Raw genomic sequence first — 24,088 nt, forward strand, 5'->3', positions numbered from 1 at the left:
GTGCGCTTTTGCGGCCCGGAGACGAGGTGTGCGGCGCTCCGGCGGCGCGAGGCCGACGACTCGGCAAGTTCGGCACAAGGGCAGCAGCCGGGCGTCGCTGGGGCAGTTCCCGCACGGGTTACGCGGCGCGACACTGGATGGTGGCACCCGGCGTCGGGAAGTCTCCGGTCCCTTCGCTCCGCCGGTATCGATCCCGCCCCGACAGACCGGCGGTAACCGACAGCCCCGATGCTGGGTGCCAACCAAACTCAGCGGTCGAACCGCCGATAGAGCGCGGTGAGATCGCGCAGACCGGTCGCCGCGACCGTCTCCTCCGCCGAGGTCATCCGCAGCGCCTTGCGCAGCAGCAACGGATCCAAGTCTTCCAGGGCGGCCCGGAATTCGACCGCGGGCAAGTCCGGCAAGGTGCTGCGCTCACCGTACGGATCGTCGGCGACCGTGGGGCTCGGCTCGCGTTCGATGCCGCCGATCAGGGTGTCCAGATCGAGTCCGCGCAGGGTCAGGATCTCGCGCGGGTGTTCGTCGAGCCGCTCGGCCATCAGGTAGCAGACCGCGGCCACGTGCTTGCACGGCCAGCCCGGGTCCGGGCAGGTGCAGGTGAAATCCAGGTCCGCCGCGGTGCTCGGCAGCAGCAGCGGCCCCAGCCCGGCGGGCAGCGCGCCAGAGGCGATCTCGGCGAGCATGCCCGGCGCCGAGCGGATGGTCTCGATGAGCAATTCGATTTTGTCCTCGCGCAACGGGCGCACGGTGAACACCGCCGTGAACGGGCGCGGTTGACTGCCCTGCACTTCCGCCGTCACCGCGCCCGGCTCGATCCGGTAGTTCACCACCTGACCGGATCTGGCGTAGTTGCGGCCGCGCGCCAGCCGCCCCGGCTCCGCCATCCGCTCCACCGATTCCACCAGCGCCTTGCCCCACCAGGTACGGCCGAAACCGCCGCGCCTGCTGCGAGCTTCCACTCCGCCGCGCACCGGCAGCTTCTTGCCGTACTCGGAGTAGTCGATGAAAGGACTCATTCGCCCACCGCCGCCGCGCCGAGGGCGAACAGATCGCGCAGTTCGTCGGTGCTCAGTTCGGTGATCCAGTTCTCCCCGGCGCCGACGGCCAGATCGGCGAGCTGCCGCTTGCCGTTGATCATCTCGTCGATCCGCTCCTCGATCGTGTCCACGCACACCAGCTTGCGCACCTGCACATTGCGCTGCTGGCCGATCCGGAAGGCGCGGTCGGTGGCCTGGTTCTCCACCGCGGGATTCCACCAGCGATCCAGGTGGACCACGTGATTGGCGGCGGTGAGATTCAGCCCGGTGCCACCGGCCTTGAGCGACAACAACATCAGCGGCGGACCGTTCTGCGCCTGGAAACCGGTGACCATCGCGTCGCGCTTCTTCTTCGGCACGCCACCGTGCAGGAACGGGATCTCGGCGCCGAACCGCTCGGCCAGATACGGCGCGACCAGTTCGCCGAATTCCCGGAACTGGGTGAACAACAGCGCTTTCTCGCCGTCGGCCAGCACCGCGTCCACCACGTCCTCGACGAGGGCGAGCTTGCCGGAGCGGTGCGCCCCTCGGTGCAGCAGGCTCGACCCGTCGCCCAGGAAATGCGCGGGATGGTTGCACACCTGCTTGAGCCGGGTGAGCGCCCCGAGCACGGCGCCCTTGCGGGCCATGCCTTTCGCGTCCTTCAGCTTGGCGAGCATGTCGTCGACGACCGCCTGGTAGAGGGCGGCCTGCTCGACGGTGAGGTTGGCCCGCACGGTCATCTCCAGCTTCTCCGGCAGGTCGCTGATCACCGTGGGGTCGGTCTTCACCCGGCGCAGCACGAACGGCTGGGTGAGCCAGCGCAGGCGGCTGATCGCGTTCTGGTCGCGCTCGCGTTCGATGGGCACCGCGAAGCGGGCGCGGAACGACTGCGGGCTGCCGAGCACTTTGGGCATCGCGAAATCCATGATGGAGCGCAGCTCCTCCAAGCGGTTCTCCACCGGAGTGCCGGTGAGCGCCAGCCGATGTCGCGCGGGCAGCGACCGCGCCGCCCGCGCCTGCCGCGTCCCCGCGTTCTTGATGTGCTGCGCTTCGTCCAGCACGACGCGGTCCCACTGCTGCCTGCCCAGTTCCCCGGCGTCGCGCGCCAGCAGCGCGTAGGTGGTGATCACCAGATCCGCGGCGGCGACCGTCTCGTCGAACTCGGCGCCCGCTCGCCGCCCCGCGCCGTGGTGCACCCACACCCGCAGATCGGGCGCGAACCGCTCCGCCTCGCGCTGCCAGTTACCGACCACCGACATCGGGCACACCAGCAAAGTCGGGCCGGGCTGCGGCTCGGACGTCTCCCGTTCGTGCACCAGCAGGGCCAGCACTTGAACGGTCTTGCCGAGCCCCATGTCGTCGGCCAGGATCGCCCCGCACCCCATCCGGCTCATGGTCGCCAGCCAGGCCAGGCCGCGTTCCTGGTAGGGCCGCAGCTCGGCCTTCAGCCCGACCGGCGCGGCGACCGCTTCCGGTTCCCGAGCGCGGTCGAGCAGGTCCCCGGCCCATCCCGAGGCGGTGACCTCGGTGATCGGCACCTGCGGCACCCGGGAGACCGCGATCTCGCCGAGCATGTCCGCGAAGGTGATCGGCGAGTCGTCGGCGTGCGCGGCGACATACTTGGCCGCGGCGGCCAGCGCCTTGTGATCGGCCTGCACCCATTGGCCGCGCAACTGGACCAGATCGGATTTGGCGCGCACCAGCCGTTCCATCTCGGCCGTGGTGAGCACCATCCCGCCGAGCGCGAGTTCCCAGCGGTAGGAGACCAGGCCGCGCAGACCCACCGTGCTCTCCGCGGCGGGCACCGCGCTCTCCACCCGCAACCGCATGCTCGGCTCGGCGACGCTCCAGGCGCGCGGGAGCAGCAACTGAACGCCCGCGTCATGCAGGGCGTGTACGCCGTGGGCGACCAGATCGAGCACCACTTCGGTGGGCAACAGCAGATCCATGCTGCGCGGATCGCTCGGCAGATCACGCAACCTCGGATACGCCCGCTGGGCCGCGCCGAGCTTGTCCACCGCTATCCGGACCAGATTCGGATCATCGTGCAGCGGAATGGTTCTCGGCGCCTCGCCGGTGAGCCGCAGGCACACCTCCAGTCGCCACAGCGCCACCGACTCGTCGGCGGCGCCGAGTTCGCCGTCCGGCTCGAGCAGGCGCAGCACCAGTTCCGGTTCGTCACCGGTCAGGCTGGCCCGCCAGCGCTCGAGCACCTCGGCGACCTGATAGCTGCCGCTGTCGAGCGGAACATCGCCGACCAGGGCGGCCACCAGCGGATGCGGTGAGTCCGGCAGGTCGGCCAGTGACCGCGCGATCGGGTCGGTGAGTTCGGTGACCAGGTTGTCGAGCAGTGCCGCCGGACGCCCGGCCACCCGCAACGCCTCCGGCATGGCGACCGCCAGTTCGGCCAGCCAGGCCCGCTGCCGCTCCCCGCCGACCAGCCGCCAGCGCACCCACCACTGGCCGTCCTCCCTGCGCAGCTCCGGCACGACACGCCCGGCGCGCACCCAGCGTTCGATGCCGCTCGCGACATGTGCCAGGTAGCGCAGATCCCCCGACACCAGCTCGGTGGGCAACCGTTGCCGCAGGGCCCGCGCCGCCGCGGCCGGGGCGAGGGCGTGCGCGCGAACCCGCGCCGTCCCGGCGGCCCCGCCCTCGACGACCATGACCTCGGCCCGGTGCCGGAACTTCGATGCCCGCAGCACGCCGCCCAGCGGATCGGGAAGATCGGCGGACGTCGTGGCGGCCTGCGAGTCGTGCCAGAGCAGCAACCCGGCACCCGGCGACCACAGTCCGTGCAGCATCACCCCATCCAAGCAGGCGGGTACGACACGGCCGCGCACACCGTGCCACGACCGTTGTGGATTTCTGCGCCCAACCGGCACATACTGGAATATCCGCAGGTCATCGCAGAACAACCGCAGCTTGGTTTCGAGAAAGCGGAGGAAGCAGCATGACGATTCTGCTCCAGGTTCTCGAGCAGAGCTTCACACCGACGACCACGTGGGAACGGCGCAAATTCACCTTCGTGCATGCCGACAAGATCGTCGGGATGCGCCTCGACGGGCAGTGTGGCGTGTGGCTGGACCTGTCGCGTCCGGGTGAATCGCAGCGGCTGGCCCGCACCACCGACCCGCGTGAGGCGATCACTTTCCTGCTCACCACCTTCGCCAAGATCGCCGAATGCGAGGAGCGCGGTGGCTCGTGGGTGATCGGCCACGACGGGACGCATATCGAGTCGATCGCGGCCACCCGGTTCCCGCCCCGGGTGAGCGAGGTCGCCGACGACGACCTCCTGGCCCGGGCCTGGCTGTAAGGCGTCAGCTACCGGTCGCGACCGGTCGTTTCGGGTCGTTCGACCACTGCGACCACGACCCGGGATACAACGCCGCCTCCACGCCCGCGATGGCGAGCGCCGCCACTTGGTGCGCCGCCGTCACGCCGGAACCGCAGTACACGGCCACCGGCCCGGATCCGAAACCGGCGAACCGGTCGCGCAGCTCCGCCACGGCGCGGAAGCGCCCGGCCGCGTCGAGATTGTCGGCGGTCGGAGCGCTCAACGCGCCGGGGATGTGCCCGGCGCGGGGGTCGATCGGCTCCACCTCGCCGCGGAAACGCTCGACCGCCCTGGCATCCAGCAGCACGCCCTTCCAGCGCGCCGCCGCGTCGGCGTCGATCACGGGCAGGTGGCCGGGGCGCAGTTCGACGTCACCCGGTTGCGGGTCGGGCTCGGCGCCGGTCGCGACGGCGCCACCCGCTTCGATCCAGGCGGGCAACCCACCGTCGAGGATGCGCACGTCCGCGACGCCCGCCCAGCGCAGCAGCCACCAGGCGCGCGCGGCCGCCATGCCGCCGGTGGCGTCGTAGACGACCACCGGGTCACCCTCGCACAACCCCCAGCTGCGCGCGCACTTCTCCAGCTGCGCGGGGTCCGGCAGCGGATGCCTGCCGCGCGCGGGTGAGGGCGGCGCGGCCAGCTCGGTTTCCAGATCGACGAACACCGCGCCGGGCACATGCCCGGCGAGATAGTGCTGCGGCCCGTCCGGATCACCCAGCGCCCAGCGCACATCCAGTAGGCGAAGCCGTTTGTCCGCCAACGCTTCCCGAAGCTCCTCCGGTGAGATCAGTACCGCGCTCAACTCAGCTCCTCATCCCGAATCGCGTCCTCGCGCACCGACTCCCCCACCCTACGCATCCGGATGTGCCGATGTCGCCGAACACTCGCGCCGCTGCCGCCCGCAGGTCCAAGTCAGGCCAGTTTCGCGGCACTGGCAGGCGACACGCCTTCGTGACCAGCGGCAATATGCCACCGATGTCGAACGTATCCACCGAGACCACTGCCACCCCGCAGCAGGAACGGTCGCGAGCCGGACTGGCGCTGCCGCTGGGCGCGGGCGCGGTGACGGCGCTGGTCGGATTCACCAGCTCGTTCGCCGTGGTGCTGAGCGGCTTGACCGCGGTAGGGGCGAGCCACGCCCAGGCCGCGTCGGGCCTGCTGGCGCTGTGCGTCACGCAGGCGATCGGCATGATGGCGCTGAGCTACCGCTACCGCATGCCGATCACGCTGGCCTGGTCGACGCCGGGCGCGGCGCTGCTGGCGGGGACGGGCGCGGTGACGGGCGGCTGGCCCGCCGCGATCGGGGCGTTCGCGGTGGCGGGGGTGCTGATCGTCGTCACCGGACTGTGGCAGCGGCTCGGCGCGCTGGTCGCGGCGATTCCGGTGGAGATAGCGCAGGCCATGCTGGCCGGAGTGCTGCTGCCGCTGTGCCTGGCGCCGGTGCGGGCGGTGCAGACCAGTCCGGCGGTGGTGGCGCCGGTGATCCTGGTCTGGCTGGTGCTGCAACGATATGCCCAGCGCTGGGCCGTGATCGCGGCGTTCGCCACCGCCGCGGTCGCCGCCGCCGCCAGCATCGCCGTGCAGCACCGGCGCCTCGACGTCGGCGCGATGGTTCCGCACCTGGAGCTGACGCTGCCGCAGTGGAGCTGGCAACCCGTGATCGGTGTCGCGATTCCGCTCTACATCGTCACCATGGCCTCGCAGAACATCCCGGGCACCGCGGTGCTGGCCTCGTTCGACTACCGGGTGCCGTGGCGCGCGGCGATGACGGTCACCGGGCTCGGCACCATCGTCGGCGCGCCCGCGGGCGGGCACGCGATCAATCTCGCCGCCATCAGCGCCGCGCTCTCGGCGGCTCCCTCGGCGCATCCGGACCCGAAGCGGCGCTGGATCGCGGCGTTCACCACGGGCGCGATCTACCTGCTGCTCGCGCTCGGCTCGGCCGCCTTGGTCACGCTGATCGCGACCGCTCCGGCCGGAACACTGGAAACCGTCGCAGGTCTGGCCCTGCTGGCGACCCTGGCCGCGGCGCTCGGGGCGGCGCTGCGCTCCGAACACCGCGAGGCCGCCGTGGTGACCTTCCTGATCGCCGCCTCCGGAGTCGGCTTCGCGAACATCGGCGCCGCCTTCTGGGCATTGCTCGCCGGTCTCGTGGTGCGCAAGGTGCTGTGCTAAGTCGCCGGGCCGAGCGAAGGCCGAGGCAGCCGCCCTATTAGACACAGCCGGACGCAGTCCGCCCACAGCCCGCGCTGGGCTGAGCGAAGGCCGAGGCAGCCGCCCTATTAGACACAGCCGGACGCAGTCCGCCCACAGCCCGCGCTGGGCTGAGCGAAGGCCGAGGCAGCCGCCCTATTAGACACAGCCGGACGCAGTCCGCCCACAGCCCGCGCCGGGCCGAGCGGAGGCGAGGCAGCCGCTTACGCGCGCAGCGCGGCCTGGAAGCGGCGCATGCCGTCGATCCAGCGGTCGTAATCGGAACCTTTGTGGCGGTACATCTTCAGGACCTCGGGGTGGGGCAGGATCAGGAAGTGCTCGTCGGCCACTCCGGCGAGCACGATTTCGGCGACCTCCTCCGGTGTCAGCACCGCGCCCGCGCTGGTCACGGCCTTGACCGCGAGTTCGGCTTCGGCGGCATGCTCCGGCGGAACGAGCCCGCCGCGCAGCAGCCGCGTGTCAACACCCATCGGGCACACGCAGCTCACCCGCACCCCCTGGTCGCCGTAGGTCACCGACAGCCACTCCGCGAAACCGACGGCCGCGTGCTTGGACACCGCGTAAGGGGCCGAACCGAGCTGGGTGAGCAGTCCCGCCGCCGACGCCGTGGCGACGAAATAGCCACCGCCACGGGCCAGCCACCCCGGCACGAGCAGCCGCGCGGCGCGGACGTGGGCCATCACGTTGACCTCCAGCGCCGCCGCCCACTGCTCATCGGTGCTGTCCAGACCCGCGCCGCCGCCGATGCCCGCGTTCGCGAAGTACAAGTCGACCGGTCCGAACTCCGCCTCGGCGCGCTCGAGCAACGCGCGGATCACCGCCTCGTCGGCCACGTCCCCGCCGACCGCGACCGCATCCGCCCCGAGAGACTCCGCGACCCGCGCGGCGCTCTCGCCGTCGAGGTCGGCGAGCACCACACGCGCACCGGCGGCGACCAGCCGGGCGGCCAACGCCGCCCCGATCCCCGCGCCAGCCCCCGTGACAATGGCAACTTTGCCCGAAATCTCCATTCCCGCACCCTAGCGGCAGATCACCGCCCCCCCGCCGAGAAGACCGCGACCACCTGATACCGGTCGCGTGGCGTATCTGCGCGAACTGGAACCCGGTGCCCGGCCGAGAATTCGTGGGCTCTCGATCGGACTCGGCGACAAGGTATTCAGCCCGAATTCGCCAGCCGCTCCAGCAGCGGAGCGGTGCGCGGACCGACCAGCTCCCGCATCACCAGCGCCATGTTCGTCCGCTCGACGCCGGGGATCTTGAGGATCTGCCCGGCGATGCGATACAGGTCGTCGGCGTCGCGCGCGACCACCCGCACGGTGAGATCGGTGAGTCCGGTCATGCCGCACACCTCGGTCACCTCGGGCACCTCGGCGAGTTCGTCCACCACCGAATCCAGCTGGTGCTGGTCGACGACCACCGCGACGAACGCCGCGAGCGGATAACCGAGCGCGCGCGGCTCGACGCGCCGCTCGAAGCTGCCCAGCACGCCGCCGGCCTCCCAGCGGGACAACCGGGCCTGCACGGTATTGCGGGACAGACCCAGCCGGGTGGCCAGCTCGACACCCGTCGCCCTGGGGTTGGCGACCAGTTCCAATAACAGCCTGGCGTCGGTGGCGTCCAGGCTCACGCCGGCGCTTTCTCTGGTCATACCACGCAGTATGACACCACCGCGCGGGTCGCAATTGAGCATTCTGCCCATGCCGCGGCCGACCACTTGCGCAGTTCGCATTGGGGTGGATGCTGTGAGTTAGGACACAATCCGACCAGTCGAGGAGGCGATCACCCATGCCGGGCAAACCCGAGTATCCGGTGCAGCTGGTGCAGCCGGACGGTCGCCGCGTCCTCGACCGTGCGCACGCCGCGCTGGTCGCCGACATCGGGCCGGACGAGCTGCGGGCGCTGTACGCGGACATGGTGGTGACCCGCAGGATCGACCTCGAGGCCACCGCCCTGCAACGGCAAGGCCAGCTCGGCCTGTGGGCGCCGATGCTCGGGCAGGAGGCCGCCCAGGTCGGCTCCGCGCACGCGCTGCATCCCGACGACTACGTCTTCTGCAGCTATCGCGAGACGGCGGTGGCCTACTGCCGCGGCGTGCCGCCCACCGATCTCACCCGGCTGTGGCGCGGCGCCGCGCACCATTGCTGGGACCCGCACGCGGTGAACATGACCAACCCCAACATCGTCGTCGGCTCCCAGGGCCTGCACGCCACCGGCTACGCGTTCGCGGCGCACCTGGACGGCGCGGAGATAGCCGCCATCGCGTACTTCGGCGACGGCGCCAGCAGCCAGGGGGACCTGGCCGAAGCCCTCGGGTTCGCCGCGACCTGGAGCGCGCCCGTGGTGTTCTTCTGCCAGAACAACCAGTGGGCGATCAGCGCGCCGGTGCGGGTGCAGAGCGCGACGCCGATCGCCCGCCGCGCCTACGGCTACGGCATGCCTGGCAGGCAGGTCGACGGCAACGACGTGCTCGCCGTGCTCGCCGTGACCAGGCAGGCGATCGCCAGGGCGCGCACCGGCGGCGGACCGTCGTTCATCGAGGCGCTCACCTACCGGATGGGCCCGCACACCACGGCGGACGATCCCACCCGCTACCGTTCGGCCGCCGAGACCGAGCAATGGGCGCGGCGCGATCCGATCGACCGCATCCGCAGACTGCTCGAACGTGAGGGCCACTGGGACGACGCGTTCGGCACGCGGGTCGCCGAGCGATCGGACGCGGTGGCCGCGGCGGTGCGCCGCGCGACCATCGACATGCCCGATCCCGCGCCGAGCGAGCTTTTCGACCACGTCTACACCACCCCGCATCCGCTGATCACCGAACAGCGGCGGGCGTACGCGGAATACCTGGCCGGCGATCCCGGCGGGTCCTCCGCACGAGGAGAAGGAGTCCCGCGATGATCACCACCTTCGCCGCCGCGCTCAACACCGGCCTGCGCCGCGCGCTGGAGGATGATCCGAAGGTCTTGCTGATGGGCGAGGACATCGGCCGCCTCGGCGGGGTCTTCCGGGTGACCGACACCTTGCAGAAGGACTTCGGCGACAACCGCGTCATCGATACGCCGCTGGCCGAATCCGGCATCGTCGGAACGGCTTTCGGCATGGCGCTGCGCGGGTACCGGCCGGTGTGTGAGATCCAGTTCGACGGCTTCGTCTATCCCGCCTTCGACCAGATCGTCTCGCACGTCGCCAAGATCAACTACCGCACCCAGGGGAAGGTGCACGCGCCGTTGACCATTCGCATCCCGTTCGGCGGCGGGATCGGCTCGGTCGAGCACCACTCCGAATCTCCCGAAGTCTATTTCGCGCACACCGCCGGACTGCGCGTCGTGTCACCGAGCAACCCGGCCGACGCGTACTCGATGATCCGGGCGGCGATCGCGCTGAACGATCCGGTGATCTTCTTCGAGCCCAAACGCAGGTACTGGGACAAGGCCGACGTCGATTTCGCCGCGCTCGATCGCGACGGCGGCCTGCCGCTGGATCGCGCGCGCGTGTGCGCCACGGGTGCGGACGCGACCGTCGTCGCCTACGGCGGGACCGTGGCGACCGCGCTGGCGGCCGCGAAGATCGCTGAAGGGGAGGGGCACTCGCTCGAGGTGATCGATCTGCGCAGCCTCTCGCCGATCGACTTCGACACCGTCGAGCGGTCGGTCGCGAAGACCGGGCGGCTGATCGTCACGCACGAGGCTCCGGTATTCGCCGGGCTCGGCGCCGAGATCGCCGCGCGGATCACCGAGCGCTGCTTCTACCACCTGGAAGCGCCCGTGCTGCGCGTCGGCGGATTCGACATCCCCTACCCCCCGGCTAAGCTCGAAAAGCACCATCTGCCCGACCCCGACCGCATTCTCGACGCGGTCGACCGTTCCCTCGCCGCGTGAGGCGGGCTCGCCGTAGTGAGAGGTGCCGCGTGGAGAACTCTGCCGGCCAGGATCTTCCGGCCTCCGTGCTGGAGTTCCGGCTGCCGGACCTCGGCGAAGGGCTGACCGACGCCGAACTGGTCTCGTGGGCGGTGGCCGTGGGCGACACGGTCGAGCTGAACCAGGCCATCGCCGACGTGGAGACGGCCAAGGCGGTCGTCTCGTTGCCGTCGCCGTTCGCGGGCCGGGTGGTCGAACTGCTGGCGCAGCCGGGCGACACCGTGGCGGTCGGAGCGCCGCTCATTCGCATACGAACAGCGGGAACAGAACAGACGACGAACGAAGCGGGCCGCACGTCGGTCCTGGTCGGCTACGGCCCCGAGGCGGAGGCGACGTCCCGGCGGCGCCCTCCGGCACAGCCCGGCGTCTCGCGAACCGAAAGCATGAACAGCCCGGCGGAACCCGGCCTTTCGCGGCCCGGTGGCGTAGGCGGCCGACCAGGAGAATCCCGCGCCTCGCGGCCCGATGGCACGGGCGGCGAGGCGCAGGAGCCCGGCGTCTCGCGGCCCGGCGATGTCGGCGCGGCGGAGGAACCGCACCGGCGACAACCGGATCCTGCGCCCGGCCCGGCCCGCGCGGCGGCGACGCCCGCCGCGCGGAAACTGGCGCGCGAACTCGGCCTGGACCTGTGGTTCATCGCGGGTTCCGGTCCCGGCGGCGCGGTCACCGTCGAGGACGTGCGCGGCGCGGTACCCGTCTCGCAGCCGCGCGCGGCAACCGCGCCCACCGTCGCGGATGCCGGACCGGTCCGGCCGTCCATTCGCGAAGAGCGCACCCCGATCAGCGGCATCCGCAAGCGCACCGCGGCGGCGATGCTCACCAGCGCGCGCACCATTCCCCAGGCCAGCACGTTCGTCACCGTGGACGGCACCGCCTCGATGGAGCTACTCGATCATCTGCGCAGTACGAAATCCTTCGCGGGCCTCACCCTGACCCCGCTGGCCCTGGTCGCGCAGGCGGCGCTGGCCGCGCTCGCCGACTTCCCCGGCATGAACGCCTGCTGGGACGAAGCCGCTCAGGAGATCGTCACCAAGCACTACGTCAACCTGGGCATCGCGGTGGCCACCGAGCGCGGGCTGCTGGTGCCGAACATCAAAGAGGCGCAGACCTTGAGCCTGCGCGACCTGACCAAGGAGATCGGCTGGCTGGCCGACACCGCGCGCGCGGGCGGCGCGACGCCCGCGGAGCTGCGCGGCGGCACGTTCACCATCACCAACGTCGGCGTCTTCGGTGTGGACGCCGGAGTCCCGCTGGTCAATCCGGGCGAGGCCGCGATCCTGTGCCTGGGCTCGATCCGCAAGCGGCCGTGGGTTGTGCGCGACGAGATCGCGGTCCGGTGGGTCACCACCGTGGGCGTCAGCTTCGACCATCGCATGGTCGACGGCGAACTCGCCGCCCGCTTCCTCGCCACGGTCGCGGGATTCCTGGAGGACCCGCTCACCCTGCTCAGCCGCGTCTGACCGGCCCGGCGGTCACTCGGTGACGAGCGCGGCCGCGGCCGTGCGGATGACCTCGGGAATCTCGACCGGCTTGCGCGTCTCGGCGTCCACGTAGACGTGCACGAAGACACCGGTGGCCGACAGTTCCAGCTCGCCGTCGGCCTCGCGGAAGATGGCCAGGTCGTAGGTGATGCTGGAGCGTCCGAGCCGGGAGATGCGCAAGCCGACCTGCAACTGGTCCGGGAAACTGATCGAGCCCAGGTACTGGCAGGAGGTCTGCGCCACCACGCCGAGCGCGGGCAGCTCGCGGATGTCGGTTCCGGTGGCGTGCATCAACCACGCGTTGACCGCGGTGTCGAAGTACGAGTAGTAGGTCACGTTGTTCACGTGCCCGTAGTGGTCGTTGTCGGCCCACCGGGTCGGCACCGGCCAGAGCACCGGATACTGCTGCGTCACCCGGCCGACGATAGCTCAGTAGTCGTCCCGCTGTGTCGATCGTGCCGCGTGCGGGGCCCTACGTGGCTACGCGAGCTCCCTCCTCCGGGCCTGACCGCACGCGGCTGTGCCGGTGGTCGCGCGGGGAGACGCCGAAGTGCCGTTTGAACGCGGCGCTCAGCGCGAAGGCGCTGCCGTACCCGACCTGACGGGCGATGGCCTCGATGGTGGCGTCGGATTCCTGCAGCAGATCGGCGGCCAGCGCCAGCCGCCATTCGGTGAGGAACGCCATCGGCGGCTCGCCAACCAGGTCGGTGAACCGGCGCGCCAGCGCGGCCCGCGACATCCCCACCGCCTCGGCCAGGCCGGCGACCGTCCACCCGTGCGCCGGATTGTGCTGCAACAGGCGCAGGGCCTTCCCGACCAGCGGGTCGCCGTAAGCGTGGTACCAGGCGGGCGCGTCGTTGCGGGAGAACCAGGCACGGAGCGCGGCGATCAGCACCAGATCGAGCAGACGGTCCAGCACCGCGCTCTGCGCGGGCTCGTCCTTGGTCACCTCGTCGACCAGCAGGTCGAGCACCCTGCTGTCGAACTCGCCGCGCCGCAACACCAGCACCGGCGGGAGCGCGCGCAGCAGGCGACGGCTGGCCGCGCCCGCGGACTCGTAGGTTCCGGTGACCATCAGGGTGGCTCCGTCCGGATCGGTGCCCCACTGCCGCACGCCCAGACTCAGCGTCTCGCAGAGAATTTCGCCCTGCGGCGTCTTCGTCACCTGACCGGGATGGATGATGATCTGCGGTTCGGTCGCCGGGTCGTCGGCCACCGTGTACGGCGCGGGCCCGCGGAAGATCGCCACATCGCCCGCGCCGAGCTGCCGCGGCGCGCCCGCGTCGGTGACGATCCAGGCGCCGCCGCGAATCATCGACAGCACGGTCAGCGGAGCTTCGTCCTGGATGCGCAGCGACCACGGCGGATCCAGCAGCGAACACATCAGGAACGCGCCGCGAGCGCGAGGGCCTTCGAGCAGACTGGCGAGCGCATCCACCCCTCCACGGTAGACGAACGCGCATGATCACGAGCTGTTGCGCAATGCTCCGTCTCGGCGTGACCGGCTCCGACAACGGGCATTCGGGAGTCGGCTCCCGGACCTGTTCGGCACGGTGCTCGACGGCCGCAACGCGGAGCACGCCGATAGCGTGCCGGTGCGCGCCGCGCCGGAGTCCGAAGGATCGCACCTACTCGTCATGGAAACCATCGGAATCCGGAATACCCCGGGTGCGTGACACGTTTCACATTGTGCAAAGGACTCGCTCGCGGACGAGACGCGCAATGTCGAGCGTCCCGCACGGTCGCACGACCAGGTCAACGGCGCCCTGGACCGGTTCCGCGGGCGAGGCTGCCCATGGGGGAGATTTTCTCGGTACCGTCGAAATGGTGTTGAGCCCGACGGTCGATCGCCGGATCCGCGTGGCGCGTGCCGCGGTGTTCACGGTCTTCGGGTTGAACGGCTTCCTGCTCGCCATGTGGGTGGTGCACATCCCGGTCGTCACCGACCGCACGGGCGTCTCCAAATCGACGCTGGGCATGTTCATTCTGCTGATGTCCGGGGCGGGCATCATCGGGATGCGGCTGGCCGGCCCGCTCGCCGATCGGTTCGGCAGCAGGACGCTGGTCGGGGCCGCGGCGTGCTTCGGATCGGTCGCGGTGGCCGGTCCCGGCTTCGCCACCGGGCCGTTCACCTTGGCGCTCGCGCTGGCCTGCTTCGGTTTCGGCAACGGGGCGCTGGACGTGTCGATGAACACCCAAGCGGTGCACGTGGAACGGGCCTACCGGCGTCCGATCATGGCCGCCTTCCACGCGTTGTTCTCCGGTGGGGGCCTGCTCGGTTCACTGCTCGGCGCCGCCGCTCTGCGGGCGGGCATGGACCTGCGGGTCACCTTGGTCGTCGCCGCGGCGTGCGGCGTCGCGCTGACCCTCACGCTGGTGCCGCGGCTGCTGCGCGAGTCGGCAACCGGCGCGGAAGCCGCGGAGTCCCCTGACGTCGCGTCCGTCCACAGCGGCGGCCTCGACGCCACGCCACCGGAACACAGCGGGAAACGCGCTTCGTCCCGGCACGACAACGTGCCGATCGGGGCCGGCGCGGAGTCCACCGCGCGGCCGCAGGGCCGCGACCAGGTCTCCCGCCCCCATGCCCCGACCCACCTCGACGCCCGAGCGCGCAGCCGAAAAGTGCTCACGCTGGCCGCTATCGCGTTCGCCCTCCTGCTGGCCGAAGGCGTGGCCGCCGACTGGAGCGCCTTGCAGTTGCGCGAACACCTCGGCGCCGACGCGGCCACCGCGGCACTGGCCTTCGGCGCCTTCTCCACCACGATGACGGTCGGGCGTTTCGGCGCCGACCGGGTGAACCACGTCTTCGGCGGGGTCGCGGTGGTGCGCTACGGCTCGCTCCTAGCGGCCGTCGGCTTGGCCGTCATCGTGGTCTCGCCGTGGATACCGCTGACGCTGTTCGGCTGGGCCATGACCGGACTGGGCCTTGCCGGAGGTGTCCCGCAGATCTTCAGCGCGGCGGGGAATCTGGGCTCCCACACGGCCGCGACCGATATGTCACGGGTGTTCAGCGTGGGCTACCTGGGCTTGCTCGCCGGGCCGACGATCATCGGCTGGCTCACCGCCGTGGTGCCGCTGACCACGGCGATGGTCGTGCCGATGCTCGCCGTGCTGCTGTGCTGCGGGTACGCGGGCGTCGTCGCCACGCCGCGCGAGCCGGCACGCTGACCGGATCACGAATCCCAGGACAGCTCGACCATCGGCACCCGGCCGATCGCCGTGCTCGTGGCTTCCTCGATGATGCGACTCAGATTCCGGTACGCCCGCGGGCGCGTGCGCCGGTAGTCGTCGAGAACCGCGGCGGACTCGCCGGAACTCAGCACCCGGGCCACCGCCGGAACCCGGTGGCGCGCCGCGATGCTCACGTAGCAATGCGGATCGGCGGCGAGATTGCGAAACCACTGCGCCTGCGCGCCGAACCCGGAGGCGATCACCGCGCGAGTGCGGCCCGGCCGGGCCACCGTCTCCAGCACCACATAGCGCGGACGTCCCGAGCGACGGCCGGTGTGCTCGAGCAGGGAGCCGTCCACCGAACAGGAAACCGAGCCGAGCCCGGAACACGGCGATCGGCGCGCGCACGAACCATCTGGTCCGCAGCAACCGCGCGCCGACGCTCGTCATCGCTTCAGGCTAGCGTTCATCGACCGCTACTTGGGGGCCACCAGGCACAGGGTGATCGGCTCCGGCTTGGGGTAGACGATCGTGTCGTTCTCGGTCGCCTTCGCCCCGCACGCGGACTTGTCGGCGGTGCCGCGCACGATCCGGCCGATCTTGAAGTCCGCCGACGAGCCGCAGGCCACCTTGGTGCTCGCGCCGAGGAAACCGCCGTCGATGCAGTCGCCCTCCTTGACATTCAGCCGCAGGCACAGCGTGTACTCGTTGCTGCCGGTCTGGTAGTAGCTGGCGTAGTCCTTGGTGGGGCAGTTCGCGTTCGCGCCGTCGAGCCGTTGCGCCACCACGTAATTGGCTTCGGGATCGGAGCATTCCTTGGTCGCGAACTCGGCTTTGACGGTGGTGCCGGACAACTTCGCGCACTGACCGATATCGATCTTCTCGCCGTCCGAGCGGAAGACGGTGCGCGCGCCCACGATCAGCAACCCGATCACCAGCACGACGCCGAGGATGCCGAGGATCTTGCCGACGCTGCTCCCGCCGCGATTCTGCTGGGGCGGGGGTCCTGGCGGCGGGAATCCGCCGCCGGGGTAGCCCGGCTGCTGCGGGAAACCACCTTGCGGCGGATAGCCCGGCTGCGGCTGACCGGGATAACCGGGCTGCGGATAACCCTGCGGCTGGCCCGGCTGCCCCGGCAAGCCCTGTGGCGCACCGGCAGGCGGCTGCTGCGGATAGCCGGGCTGGCCTGGATACGGTTGATTCGGTGGTGTGGTCATGGATCCCCTCCCCGGGTCTCGCTTGGTTCCGTGCGCGCAGGGGCGACGGGCGAACCCATGGAATCTAGCCGATCGGCGTCAGTGGCGCCGTGCCGGACGCCAGCCGGTCTCCCAGACCGCATCGGCGAACCGCCGCAACGGATTCGGCTCACCGAAGCCGTCGCGGCGGGTTCACAGATACAGTCCCGGATTCACCGCGTCCACGGCGACGGCGTCGATCCGTGCCTCGCCGTCGCGCGCGGAGACCAGTTCGGCCAAGGTCGCGCCGTTCGGAAACGCGGCGGACGCGCCCGGCTGCTCCCGCTCCAGCCAAGCCGCCGACTCGGCGGAGGACAGCCGCCCGATCTCGATCCGCGCCAGGCACCGTCCCGGCCGCGTCACCGCCGGATGCAGACGGGACAGGTCCTCGTTGGTCGTGATGGCGACGAGCACGTCCCTGCCTTGGCCGAGCATGCCGTCGGTCAGGTTCAGCAGCCGCGAGAGACCCTGTCCCGCCGCTTCTTTCGCCTCCCCGCGAATCAGCTCGTCACAGTCCTCTAGCACCAGCATCCGCCAGCGCGGCGCCTCCTCGTCGGCGTTGTCCACACCGGCGGCCACCTCCATGAGGTAGCCGGGCTTGCCGAACATCACCTCGGGATCGAGCACGCAGTCCAGCTGGCACCAGCCGCCCCAGGCACGCGCCAGTGCGCGCAGCGCGGTGGTCTTCCCGGTGCCGGGCGGGCCGTGCAGCAGCACCAGCCTGCCGCGGACGTCGTCGGCGGTGAGCGACATCAGCCGATCGAGGGCGGTGGCGACCGGTCCCCCGTAGTTGCCGCGGATCGTCGACCACTCCGGGGCCGTGATCGAGCGCGCCCGCCGCTGTGGACCGTGATTGTGCATGTGCCAGAAGCCCATCTCGACGGTCTCGCCCACCTCGGGCGGCGCCGCCGCGTCCCGGATCGCCTCGGCGAGCAGTTCGTCCGCGAGCGTGTCGGTGACGGCGGTGACCTCGACCATCGCCGAGCCGCCCGACCAGCGCACCGACCGCAGCGACCAGCCGGGGCCGACGACCAGCGTGGCCCCGCTGTCGTTGTCGCGCACGGTGCGCACCACGCGGCCACGACTCGGACGCAACGGCGCGTCCGGCCGCACCCGTTCCAGATGCGCGGTGCGCGCGCACGGATGATCGCCGCGCAGGAACGGCCCGAGCGCGAGGGCATCGATCGCGTCGCGGATGGAGTAAGTGGAATCGACTACGACGGTCCATGGCAGCCGCTCGGCCGGATCGGCCGAGGGCTCCCCGGGACCGATCAACCGAAGAGGCTCATGACGTGCGGACACTCGGAGAATGATCCGGGGCGGCGTGGCACGGTGTCCATCGAATTACGACAGTGCCCCCCTCCGCGCCACGGCGGAGGGGGGCACTGCGCGGAAACGCTTCGCCTACAGCGCCTTCAGTTCCTCGGTGACTGCTCCGACGGACTTCTTGGCGTCGCCGAACAGCATGGAGGTGTGGTCGGCGTAGAACAGCGGGTTGTCGATGCCGGCGAAGCCGGAGTTCATCGAGCGCTTGAGCACGATCACCGACTTGGCCTGGTCGACGTTGAGCACCGGCATGCCGTAGATCGGACTCGAGGCGTCCTCGCGGGCGGCGGGGTTGGTGACGTCGTTGGCGCCGATCACCAGGGCGACGTCGGTGCGGCCGAATTCGCCGTTGATGTCGTCCATTTCCTTGAGCGCGTCGTAGGAGACCTCGGCCTCGGCCAGCAGCACGTTCATGTGACCCGGCATGCGACCGGCCACCGGGTGGATGGCGTATTTGACCTCGACGCCCTTGGCCTCCAGCAGCGAGGCCATCTCCTTGACCGCGTGCTGCGCCTGTGCCACCGCCATGCCGTAGCCGGGCACGACGATCACCTGGTTGGCGTAGGCCATCTGGATCGCGGCGTCCGCGGCGGAAGTGGCCTTGGCCTGCTTCTGCTCGCCGCCCGCGCCGCCGACGGCCGCGCCGCCGCCACCGAAGCCGCCCGCGACGATGGCCGGGATGGACCGGTTCATCGCCTTGGCCATCAGGTTGGTCAGGATCGTGCCGGACGCGCCGACGATCATGCCCGCCACGATCATGGCGGTGTTGTTCAGCGCCAGACCCGCCGCCGCGGCCGACAGCCCGGTCAGCGCGTTGAGCAGCGAGATCACCACGGGCATGTCCGCGCCGCCGATCGGCAGCACGACCATCAACCCCAGCACGCCCGCGAGCACGAGCACCGCGATCATCCACAGCTGCGACACCCCCTCACCGGTGGCGCCGACGCCGATCACGACCGCCGCGGCGATCGCGCCGAGCAGCAGCAGAAGGTTCAACGGCTGTTGCAACTTGCCGATCCCGATCGGACGGCCGGGCAGGATCTCCTGCAACTTGCCGAACGCTATCAGCGATCCCCAGAACGACACCGAACCGATGATCGCCGCGAACAGCGATCCGATCACGATGTGCACCGTCGGCTCTTCGTCGAAGTGCGAGAACCCCTGGGAATTGATGAATTCCGACCAGGCGATGAGCGCGACAGTGCCACCGCCGACACCGTTGAACGCGGCCACCAGCTGCGGCATCGCGGTCATCTTCGTGTATTTCGCCGGGGGCACGCCCAGCACGACGCCGACCACCAGACCGGCGACGATGAGAATCCAGTTGCTGGTGTGGCGGATCGAGATCAGCGTCGCGACCACCGCGATCACCATGCCGACCGCCGCGATCAAGTTGCCGCGCACCGCGGTCTTCGGGCCGGTCAAGCCCATCAGACCGTAGATGAACAGCGCGAACGACACGATGTAGAGACCGTTGACCAGGTAGGTCACGTTGTCGAAGGTGTGCATCACTCACCCGCCTTCTGCGCGGCAGCGGGCTTCTTGCCCTTGAACATGCCCAGCATGCGGTCGGTGACCACGAAACCACCGATCACGTTCAGTGTCCCGAACACCACCGCGACGAACAGGATGATCTGGGTCAGGATCGACGGATCCTGCACGTTACCGAGGGTGACCAGCGCACCGAGCACCACGATGCCGTGGATGGCGTTGGTGCCCGACATCAGCGGCGTGTGCAAGGTGTTGGGCACCTTGGAGATCACGGCGAAACCGACGAACCCGGACAGCACCAGGATCGCGATATTCGCCAGCAATTCGGTATACATCAGTTCTCCACCTTCGCCTCGGTCGCGTCCTTGACCTGCGCCGACTCCGCCACATCGGTCGCGCCTGCCGCCGCGGCGGGCGCGTCCGGTTCGCGGGTGACGCAGGAATCCGCCAGCACCTGGTCGCTGAAATCGGGGGCCAGCTTGCCGTCGACCAGCATCAACTCCAGCAGCGCCGCGATGTTCTTGGAATACAACTCCGAAGCGTGCTCGGGCATGGTGGCGGGCAGGTTCAACGGCGAGGCGATGGTCACCTCGTGCTTGACCACGGTCTCACCGGGCTCGGTCAGCTCGCAGTTGCCGCCGGTCTCCCCGGCCAGATCCACGATCACGCTGCCGGGCTTCATGCCCTCCACCGCGGCGGCCGTCACCAGTCGCGGCGCGGGACGCCCCGGCACCAGCGCGGTGGTGATCACCACGTCGAAGCCCTTGATCGCGTCCTCGAGCGCCTGCTGCTGCTTGGCCTTCTCCTCGTCGGTGAGCTCACGGGCGTACCCGCCTTCACCGGCCGCGTCGATGCCCAGGTCCAGCCACTGCGCACCCACCGACCGCACCTGATCGGCGACTTCGGGACGCACGTCGTAACCGGTGGTCCGGCCGCCGAGGCGCTTGGCGGTCGCCAGCGCCTGCAAACCCGCGACGCCGACACCGAGCACCAGCACCGTCGCGGGCTTCACCGTGCCCGCCGCGGTGGTCAGCATCGGGAAGAACCGCGTCGACTCCGACGCCGCCAGCAACACCGCCTTGTAGCCCGCCACGTTCGCCTGCGAGGACAACGCGTCCATCACCTGCGCACGCGAGATCCGCGGGATCGCCTCCACCGCGAAGGCCTGCACTCCCGCCGCCTTCAGCGCGCCGATCTGATTGTCGGCGTTGCGCGGCGCGAGGAACCCGATCAGCGTCTGCCCCGACGACAGTTTCGCGACTTCGGCGTCACTGGGCGGAGCCACCTTCACCACCACGTCCGCCGACCACGGATCACCGATCGACGCGCCCGCCTCGACATAGGCTTCGTCGGGAATCAGCGCGCCCTTGCCCGCCCCCGACTCCACGACGACCTCGACGCCCTGCTTCACCAGGCTCGGGATGATCTTCGGCACCAATGCGACACGTCGCTCGCCCGCGTTGGATTCGCGGACGACACCGACACGCGCGCCGCGCGGCGATGGATCGCCTACGCTCTGCGTTGTCTCCACTTGTCAGACTTCCTTCTCTTACTGAGCTTCAGGCAACGGGTAGACGACCGGGCGATGTTACCGATGAGTAAGTTCGCCCAAATCCTCGCCACTGTACCTGGCCCGCGGTGAGCCTAGCTGAGATGCCCGTCACACACGCCGGACGAATCGCGCCGGTGACGCCCGAAAACGTCGGGTCGCCACCGAGCGAACAGCGGGCCGCCGGGGACGGTCCATCTTTTCCTTTCTCGTGTGTGATCGTGGTCTCCCCAGGTGAACACGGCAAGACCGTACAGAGAAGTTGGTTACCCACCTCGAGGTTGGCCACCAGGTGAGACGTGTATCCCACAGCGGAGTAGTGACGTGCGTCATGCCGATCGAGGATCCGGGGTGTTCGGCTCGGCTCGTACGCCGTATGGTCCAGCGTGTGAACGACTGCGTCTTCTGCCGCATCGTGGCGGGCGAGGCACCGGCGGCGAAAGTGTACGAGGACGACACGCTGTGCGCGTTTCTCGACATCCGGCCGATCGCGCGTGGGCACACGCTGGTGATACCGAAGCGGCACGCCGCCGAGCTGGAGGACCTCGACGCCGAACTCGGCGCGCAGATCTTCCGCGTCGGTCATCGGCTCGCCCTGGCCATCCGGCGCAGCAGCCTGGCCGCCGACGGCGCCAATCTGGTGCTCAACGACGGAAGGGCGGCGTTCCAGACCGTCGCGCACGTCCACCTGCACGTGATCCCGCGCAGACACGGAGACACGCTGCGGTTCGCAAAAGGCTTTCTCCTGCGCCGTCCGCATGATCCGGTCGCCACCGCCGCGGCCATCCGGGACGGCATCGCGGCATTGGACAACGAGGGCGCGAGCCCGGAAAAGGAAAACGAGGGATGACCGAGACGATCGATCGGGCCACGCTGATCGACCTGCTGTCGCGGCAGTGGGAGGCGATCGACGCGCTGATCGCCCCGCTGGACGAACAACGCTGGCGCACCCCGTCGTCGCTGCCCGGCTGGACCGTGTTCGACATCGTCGCCCACGTCATCGGCACCGAATCCTTCCTGCTGGGTGACCGGCCGCCCGCGCACGACCCCACCAGGGCCAAGACCGACGTGCGCACGCTGCCCTACGTGCGCAACGAGACCGCGGTGCTCAACGAGATCTGGGTCGACCGCCTGCGCCCGCTGCCCGGCGCCCGCCTGCTCGAGCTGTATCGCGAGGTCATCGACCGCAGGCGCACGGCGCTCGCGGCGATGGACGATGCGGAGTGGGAGAAGGAGACGGTGTCGCCGATCGGCCAGGTGACCTACGGCAGGTTCATGCGGGTGCGGTTGTTCGACTGCTGGATGCACGAACTCGACATCGCCGACGCGCTCGGAGTGCGGGTGGCGGAGGGCGGCCCCCGCGGCGAGATGGCGTTCGCCGAGTTCGCCGGCAGCATCCCGCGTGTGGTGGCGAAGAAGGGCGAGGCGCCGGACGGCGCGCGGATCGCCTTCGCGCTCACCGGTCCGCTGGCCAGGACCCTGCGCATCCAGGTGGCGGGCCGGGCGAGCTACGTGGACGCGTTCGACGGACCCGCCACCGTCGAGATCACCGTTGATTCGGGGCTTTTCGTGCGCTTGGGCGGCGGCCGGACGACCGCCGAAGAGCACGTGGACGAGATCACCATCGAGGGCGACGACGAACTCGGGCAGCGCCTCGTCCGCCATTTGGCCTTCACCATCTGACCCGTGCGACTGTTCCTGTCCAGCTACCGGTTCGGCGCGCACTACGACCGGCTCGCCGCGCTCGCGGGCCCGCCGGGCCGGGTCGCGCTGATCCCGAACGCCTGCGACGCCTGGCCGCGGGCATGGGCGGGCGCGGTGACCAGCGACCTGGCGCCGCTGCGCAAACTCGGCTACCGGCCCGAGGTGCTCGACCTGCGCGAGTACGTCGGCCGGGAGGCCGAGCTGGAACGCAAGCTGGCGCAGTTCCCGCTGCTGTGGGTGCGCGGCGGCAACACGTTCGTGTTGCGCGCCCAGTTCGCCCGCAGCGGCGCGGATCGGATTCTGCCCCGGCTGCTCGCCGCCGACGCGCTCGTCTACGCCGGTTACAGCGCCGGGGCCTGTGTGATGACCCCGGACCTGCACGGCCTGGAATCGGTGGATGATCCGGCCGAGGTGCAACCGGCGTGCGGCGTCGAACCCCGATGGGACGGACTGGGTTTGGTGGACCGCCGGATCGTGCCGCACATCGATTCGGCCACCGACCCCACCGGTGACTGCACTCGCCTCGCGGCTCGTTACCGCGCCGATGGCGTCGCGCACTGGGCGTTGACCGACGACGACGCGATCGTCGTCGACGGCGAGCGCACCGAAGTGCTGGTCGATCGGGCCGCGTCGTAATCGTTCCCCGCTCGCACTCGGGCTCTCCAGAGCGGCGGTCACCTCGTCCGCACGCGGCTCACTCGAAGCATCCGCTCAGCTAGCGGCGTCTGCGAAAACCTTGACACCTACATCGCGTCGGGCGCGAGTCCGGGTTCCGGTTCGGCCGCGCGGCGGAAGACCACCCAGCGCATCGCGCTGTACATGTAGACGGCCTCGCACGCACCCGCCAGCAATCGGGACAGGTGGTACTCCAGGCCCAGCGCGGTGAGTCCGCTGCCGATGCCGAGGATGAACGCGAGGTAGTTGACGACGACCACCACGACGTACACCGCGGCCTGCCTGCCGACCGGAGCGTGGGAGTGGAAGTTGAACGTGCGGTTGAGCACGAAGGCGAGCCCGAACGCGCAGACGTAGGCCACCGTCACCGACGACCACACCGGCAGATCCAACCAGCCGTGCAGAACGGTGAGCAGTGCCAAGTCGACGGCGAAGGTGCCGCTGTTGATCAGCGCGAAGCCGAGCAAGGTCGGCGGAACGAGCCGGTTCACCCCGAACGGCAGCCGGTGCGCGACCGCCTCGCACCAGCGGGTGAACCGGTCGGCGATGGTGTCGGCGGTCTCGGACAGCTCGTGCACGCGGCCAGCGTGCCAGCGGCAGATGTCCGGCAGATGAGCGGACGGCGACCGCGGGGTGGCTCAGCCGATCTGGGCCTGGCCGGGATTCTCCGCGGCGTGCTCCAGGCTCGCCCAGGCCGCCATGCACCGCCGCCGCGCGACATCGTCCGCCTCCGCGAGCAGCGCCTCCAGCAACTCGCGCGGCTCGCGCCGCCACAGGTCGGCCAGCTCGGCGACGGCCTCCTTGCCGAAGACACCGGAGCGGTCCAGCGCGGTCAGCCATTCCTCGTGCTCACCCGCGTGCACCCGGCGCAGCGCGTCCGGGTCGAAGCCGTCCTCGACGAACTCGCTGGAGAACATCGCGGCGACCAGTTCCCGGCGACTCGGTTGTTCGCCCTGCATCCGTTCCATC

Annotated in this window: 24 protein-coding genes; 9 read left to right on the forward strand and 15 right to left on the reverse strand. The window is 70.2% G+C overall.

Features of this window, described 5'->3' with window-relative positions; genetic code table 11:
* Window positions 1-248 precede the first annotated feature (248 nt).
* Together U3653_RS15730 and U3653_RS15735 are read right to left on the reverse strand one after the other, a co-directional pair.
* On the reverse strand, window positions 249-1,016 hold the full coding sequence (locus U3653_RS15730; protein WP_195080577.1) for an SWIM zinc finger family protein: 768 nt from the start codon (window positions 1,014-1,016) through the stop codon (window positions 249-251).
* Window positions 1,013-3,823, reverse strand: a complete 2,811-nt coding sequence (locus U3653_RS15735) for a DEAD/DEAH box helicase (protein WP_195080576.1) — start codon at window positions 3,821-3,823, stop codon at window positions 1,013-1,015. The genes U3653_RS15730 and U3653_RS15735 overlap by 4 nt, the downstream gene beginning before the upstream one ends.
* Before the next feature lie 149 nt (window positions 3,824-3,972).
* Between U3653_RS15735 and U3653_RS15740 the strand changes: the two genes are divergently transcribed.
* A complete protein-coding gene (locus U3653_RS15740; protein ID WP_195080575.1) occupies window positions 3,973-4,335 on the forward strand; it encodes a hypothetical protein in 363 nt (120 codons plus the stop codon).
* Between the two features lie 4 nt (window positions 4,336-4,339).
* Here U3653_RS15740 and U3653_RS15745 read toward each other — a convergent pair whose 3' ends face one another.
* Window positions 4,340-5,158 (reverse strand): sulfurtransferase, encoded by an 819-nt coding sequence (locus U3653_RS15745; protein WP_195080574.1) that lies wholly within the window; start codon window positions 5,156-5,158, stop codon window positions 4,340-4,342.
* 173 nt (window positions 5,159-5,331) lie between these two features.
* Between U3653_RS15745 and U3653_RS15750 the strand changes: the two genes are divergently transcribed.
* The gene (locus U3653_RS15750; RefSeq protein WP_195080573.1) at window positions 5,332-6,531 is read left to right on the forward strand and encodes a benzoate/H(+) symporter BenE family transporter; all 1,200 of its coding nucleotides are present in this window, start codon (window positions 5,332-5,334) and stop codon (window positions 6,529-6,531) included.
* Between the two features lie 242 nt (window positions 6,532-6,773).
* On the opposite strand, the gene U3653_RS15755 is transcribed toward U3653_RS15750, so the two are convergent.
* Both U3653_RS15755 and U3653_RS15760 read right to left on the reverse strand, forming a co-directional pair.
* A complete protein-coding gene (locus U3653_RS15755) occupies window positions 6,774-7,580 on the reverse strand; it encodes an SDR family oxidoreductase (RefSeq protein WP_195080572.1) in 807 nt (268 codons plus the stop codon).
* A 146-nt stretch (window positions 7,581-7,726) separates the two neighbouring features.
* Window positions 7,727-8,218 (reverse strand): Lrp/AsnC family transcriptional regulator, encoded by a 492-nt coding sequence (locus tag U3653_RS15760; RefSeq protein WP_195080571.1) that lies wholly within the window; start codon window positions 8,216-8,218, stop codon window positions 7,727-7,729.
* 137 nt (window positions 8,219-8,355) lie between these two features.
* On the opposite strand from U3653_RS15760, the gene pdhA reads away from it, so the two are divergent.
* The 3 genes from pdhA (at window position 8,356) to U3653_RS15775 (ending at window position 11,947) form a co-directional block, all read left to right on the forward strand.
* Complete coding sequence (gene pdhA / locus U3653_RS15765) at window positions 8,356-9,468, forward strand: pyruvate dehydrogenase (acetyl-transferring) E1 component subunit alpha (RefSeq protein ID WP_195080570.1); 1,113 nt, start codon at window positions 8,356-8,358, stop codon at window positions 9,466-9,468.
* Window positions 9,465-10,448 (forward strand): alpha-ketoacid dehydrogenase subunit beta, encoded by a 984-nt coding sequence (locus U3653_RS15770; RefSeq protein WP_195080569.1) that lies wholly within the window; start codon window positions 9,465-9,467, stop codon window positions 10,446-10,448. Before pdhA ends, U3653_RS15770 begins: the two co-directional genes overlap by 4 nt.
* Before the next feature lie 65 nt (window positions 10,449-10,513).
* A complete protein-coding gene (locus U3653_RS15775) occupies window positions 10,514-11,947 on the forward strand; it encodes a dihydrolipoamide acetyltransferase family protein (RefSeq protein WP_435406570.1) in 1,434 nt (477 codons plus the stop codon).
* 12 nt (window positions 11,948-11,959) lie between these two features.
* Here U3653_RS15775 and U3653_RS15780 read toward each other — a convergent pair whose 3' ends face one another.
* On the reverse strand, window positions 11,960-12,382 hold the full coding sequence (locus U3653_RS15780) for an acyl-CoA thioesterase (RefSeq protein ID WP_323123966.1): 423 nt from the start codon (window positions 12,380-12,382) through the stop codon (window positions 11,960-11,962).
* Between the two features lie 58 nt (window positions 12,383-12,440).
* Window positions 12,441-13,406 carry an AraC family transcriptional regulator gene (locus U3653_RS15785; protein ID WP_195080567.1) on the reverse strand — a complete coding sequence of 322 codons (966 nt, stop codon included), beginning with the start codon at window positions 13,404-13,406 and terminating at the stop codon, window positions 12,441-12,443.
* A gap of 386 nt (window positions 13,407-13,792) precedes the next feature.
* Here U3653_RS15785 and U3653_RS15790 point away from each other — a divergent pair, with 386 nt between their 5' ends.
* Complete coding sequence (locus U3653_RS15790; protein ID WP_195080566.1) at window positions 13,793-15,136, forward strand: MFS transporter; 1,344 nt, start codon at window positions 13,793-13,795, stop codon at window positions 15,134-15,136.
* A 5-nt stretch (window positions 15,137-15,141) separates the two neighbouring features.
* Here U3653_RS15790 and U3653_RS15795 read toward each other — a convergent pair whose 3' ends face one another.
* The 6 genes from U3653_RS15795 to U3653_RS15820 form a co-directional block, all read right to left on the reverse strand.
* On the reverse strand, window positions 15,142-15,498 hold the full coding sequence (locus U3653_RS15795) for a nitroreductase family deazaflavin-dependent oxidoreductase (RefSeq protein ID WP_323123967.1): 357 nt from the start codon (window positions 15,496-15,498) through the stop codon (window positions 15,142-15,144).
* 117 nt (window positions 15,499-15,615) lie between these two features.
* Entirely contained in the window at window positions 15,616-16,356 is a 741-nt protein-coding gene (locus U3653_RS15800; RefSeq protein WP_195080565.1) for an LppU/SCO3897 family protein, read from the reverse strand.
* Window positions 16,357-16,527: 171 nt separating this feature from the next.
* On the reverse strand, window positions 16,528-17,649 hold the full coding sequence (locus U3653_RS15805; RefSeq protein WP_195080564.1) for a DUF5925 domain-containing protein: 1,122 nt from the start codon (window positions 17,647-17,649) through the stop codon (window positions 16,528-16,530).
* 129 nt (window positions 17,650-17,778) lie between these two features.
* Window positions 17,779-19,209, reverse strand: coding sequence for an NAD(P)(+) transhydrogenase (Re/Si-specific) subunit beta (locus U3653_RS15810; protein WP_195080563.1), 1,431 nt, complete (start codon window positions 19,207-19,209; stop codon window positions 17,779-17,781).
* Window positions 19,209-19,526: an NAD(P) transhydrogenase subunit alpha part 2 gene (locus U3653_RS15815; RefSeq protein WP_062971051.1), complete on the reverse strand. Its 318-nt coding sequence runs from the start codon at window positions 19,524-19,526 to the stop codon at window positions 19,209-19,211. The genes U3653_RS15810 and U3653_RS15815 overlap by 1 nt, the downstream gene beginning before the upstream one ends.
* Window positions 19,526-20,722 (reverse strand): Re/Si-specific NAD(P)(+) transhydrogenase subunit alpha, encoded by a 1,197-nt coding sequence (locus U3653_RS15820; RefSeq protein ID WP_323123968.1) that lies wholly within the window; start codon window positions 20,720-20,722, stop codon window positions 19,526-19,528. Before U3653_RS15820 ends, U3653_RS15815 begins: the two co-directional genes overlap by 1 nt.
* 406 nt (window positions 20,723-21,128) lie before the next feature.
* On the opposite strand from U3653_RS15820, the gene U3653_RS15825 reads away from it, so the two are divergent.
* Genes U3653_RS15825 through U3653_RS15835 form a run of 3 tightly spaced genes read left to right on the forward strand, consistent with a single transcriptional unit; the run spans window position 21,129 to window position 23,080 of the window.
* Window positions 21,129-21,590, forward strand: coding sequence for an HIT family protein (locus U3653_RS15825; protein ID WP_195080562.1), 462 nt, complete (start codon window positions 21,129-21,131; stop codon window positions 21,588-21,590).
* Window positions 21,587-22,423, forward strand: coding sequence for a maleylpyruvate isomerase family mycothiol-dependent enzyme (locus tag U3653_RS15830; RefSeq protein WP_195080561.1), 837 nt, complete (start codon window positions 21,587-21,589; stop codon window positions 22,421-22,423). The genes U3653_RS15825 and U3653_RS15830 overlap by 4 nt, the downstream gene beginning before the upstream one ends.
* A gap of 3 nt (window positions 22,424-22,426) precedes the next feature.
* The gene (locus U3653_RS15835) at window positions 22,427-23,080 is read left to right on the forward strand and encodes a Type 1 glutamine amidotransferase-like domain-containing protein (RefSeq protein ID WP_195080560.1); all 654 of its coding nucleotides are present in this window, start codon (window positions 22,427-22,429) and stop codon (window positions 23,078-23,080) included.
* 107 nt (window positions 23,081-23,187) lie between these two features.
* Here the strand turns inward: U3653_RS15835 and U3653_RS15840 are convergent, their stop codons facing one another.
* Both U3653_RS15840 and U3653_RS15845 read right to left on the reverse strand, forming a co-directional pair.
* The gene (locus U3653_RS15840) at window positions 23,188-23,697 is read right to left on the reverse strand and encodes a GtrA family protein (RefSeq protein WP_195080559.1); all 510 of its coding nucleotides are present in this window, start codon (window positions 23,695-23,697) and stop codon (window positions 23,188-23,190) included.
* A 60-nt stretch (window positions 23,698-23,757) separates the two neighbouring features.
* On the reverse strand, window positions 23,758-24,078 hold the full coding sequence (locus U3653_RS15845) for a hypothetical protein (RefSeq protein WP_195080558.1): 321 nt from the start codon (window positions 24,076-24,078) through the stop codon (window positions 23,758-23,760).
* Window positions 24,079-24,088: the final 10 nt, after the last annotated feature.

It is taken from the genome of Nocardia implantans, assembly GCF_035544775.1.
In the GTDB taxonomy this organism is placed as follows: domain Bacteria; phylum Actinomycetota; class Actinomycetes; order Mycobacteriales; family Mycobacteriaceae; genus Nocardia; species Nocardia implantans.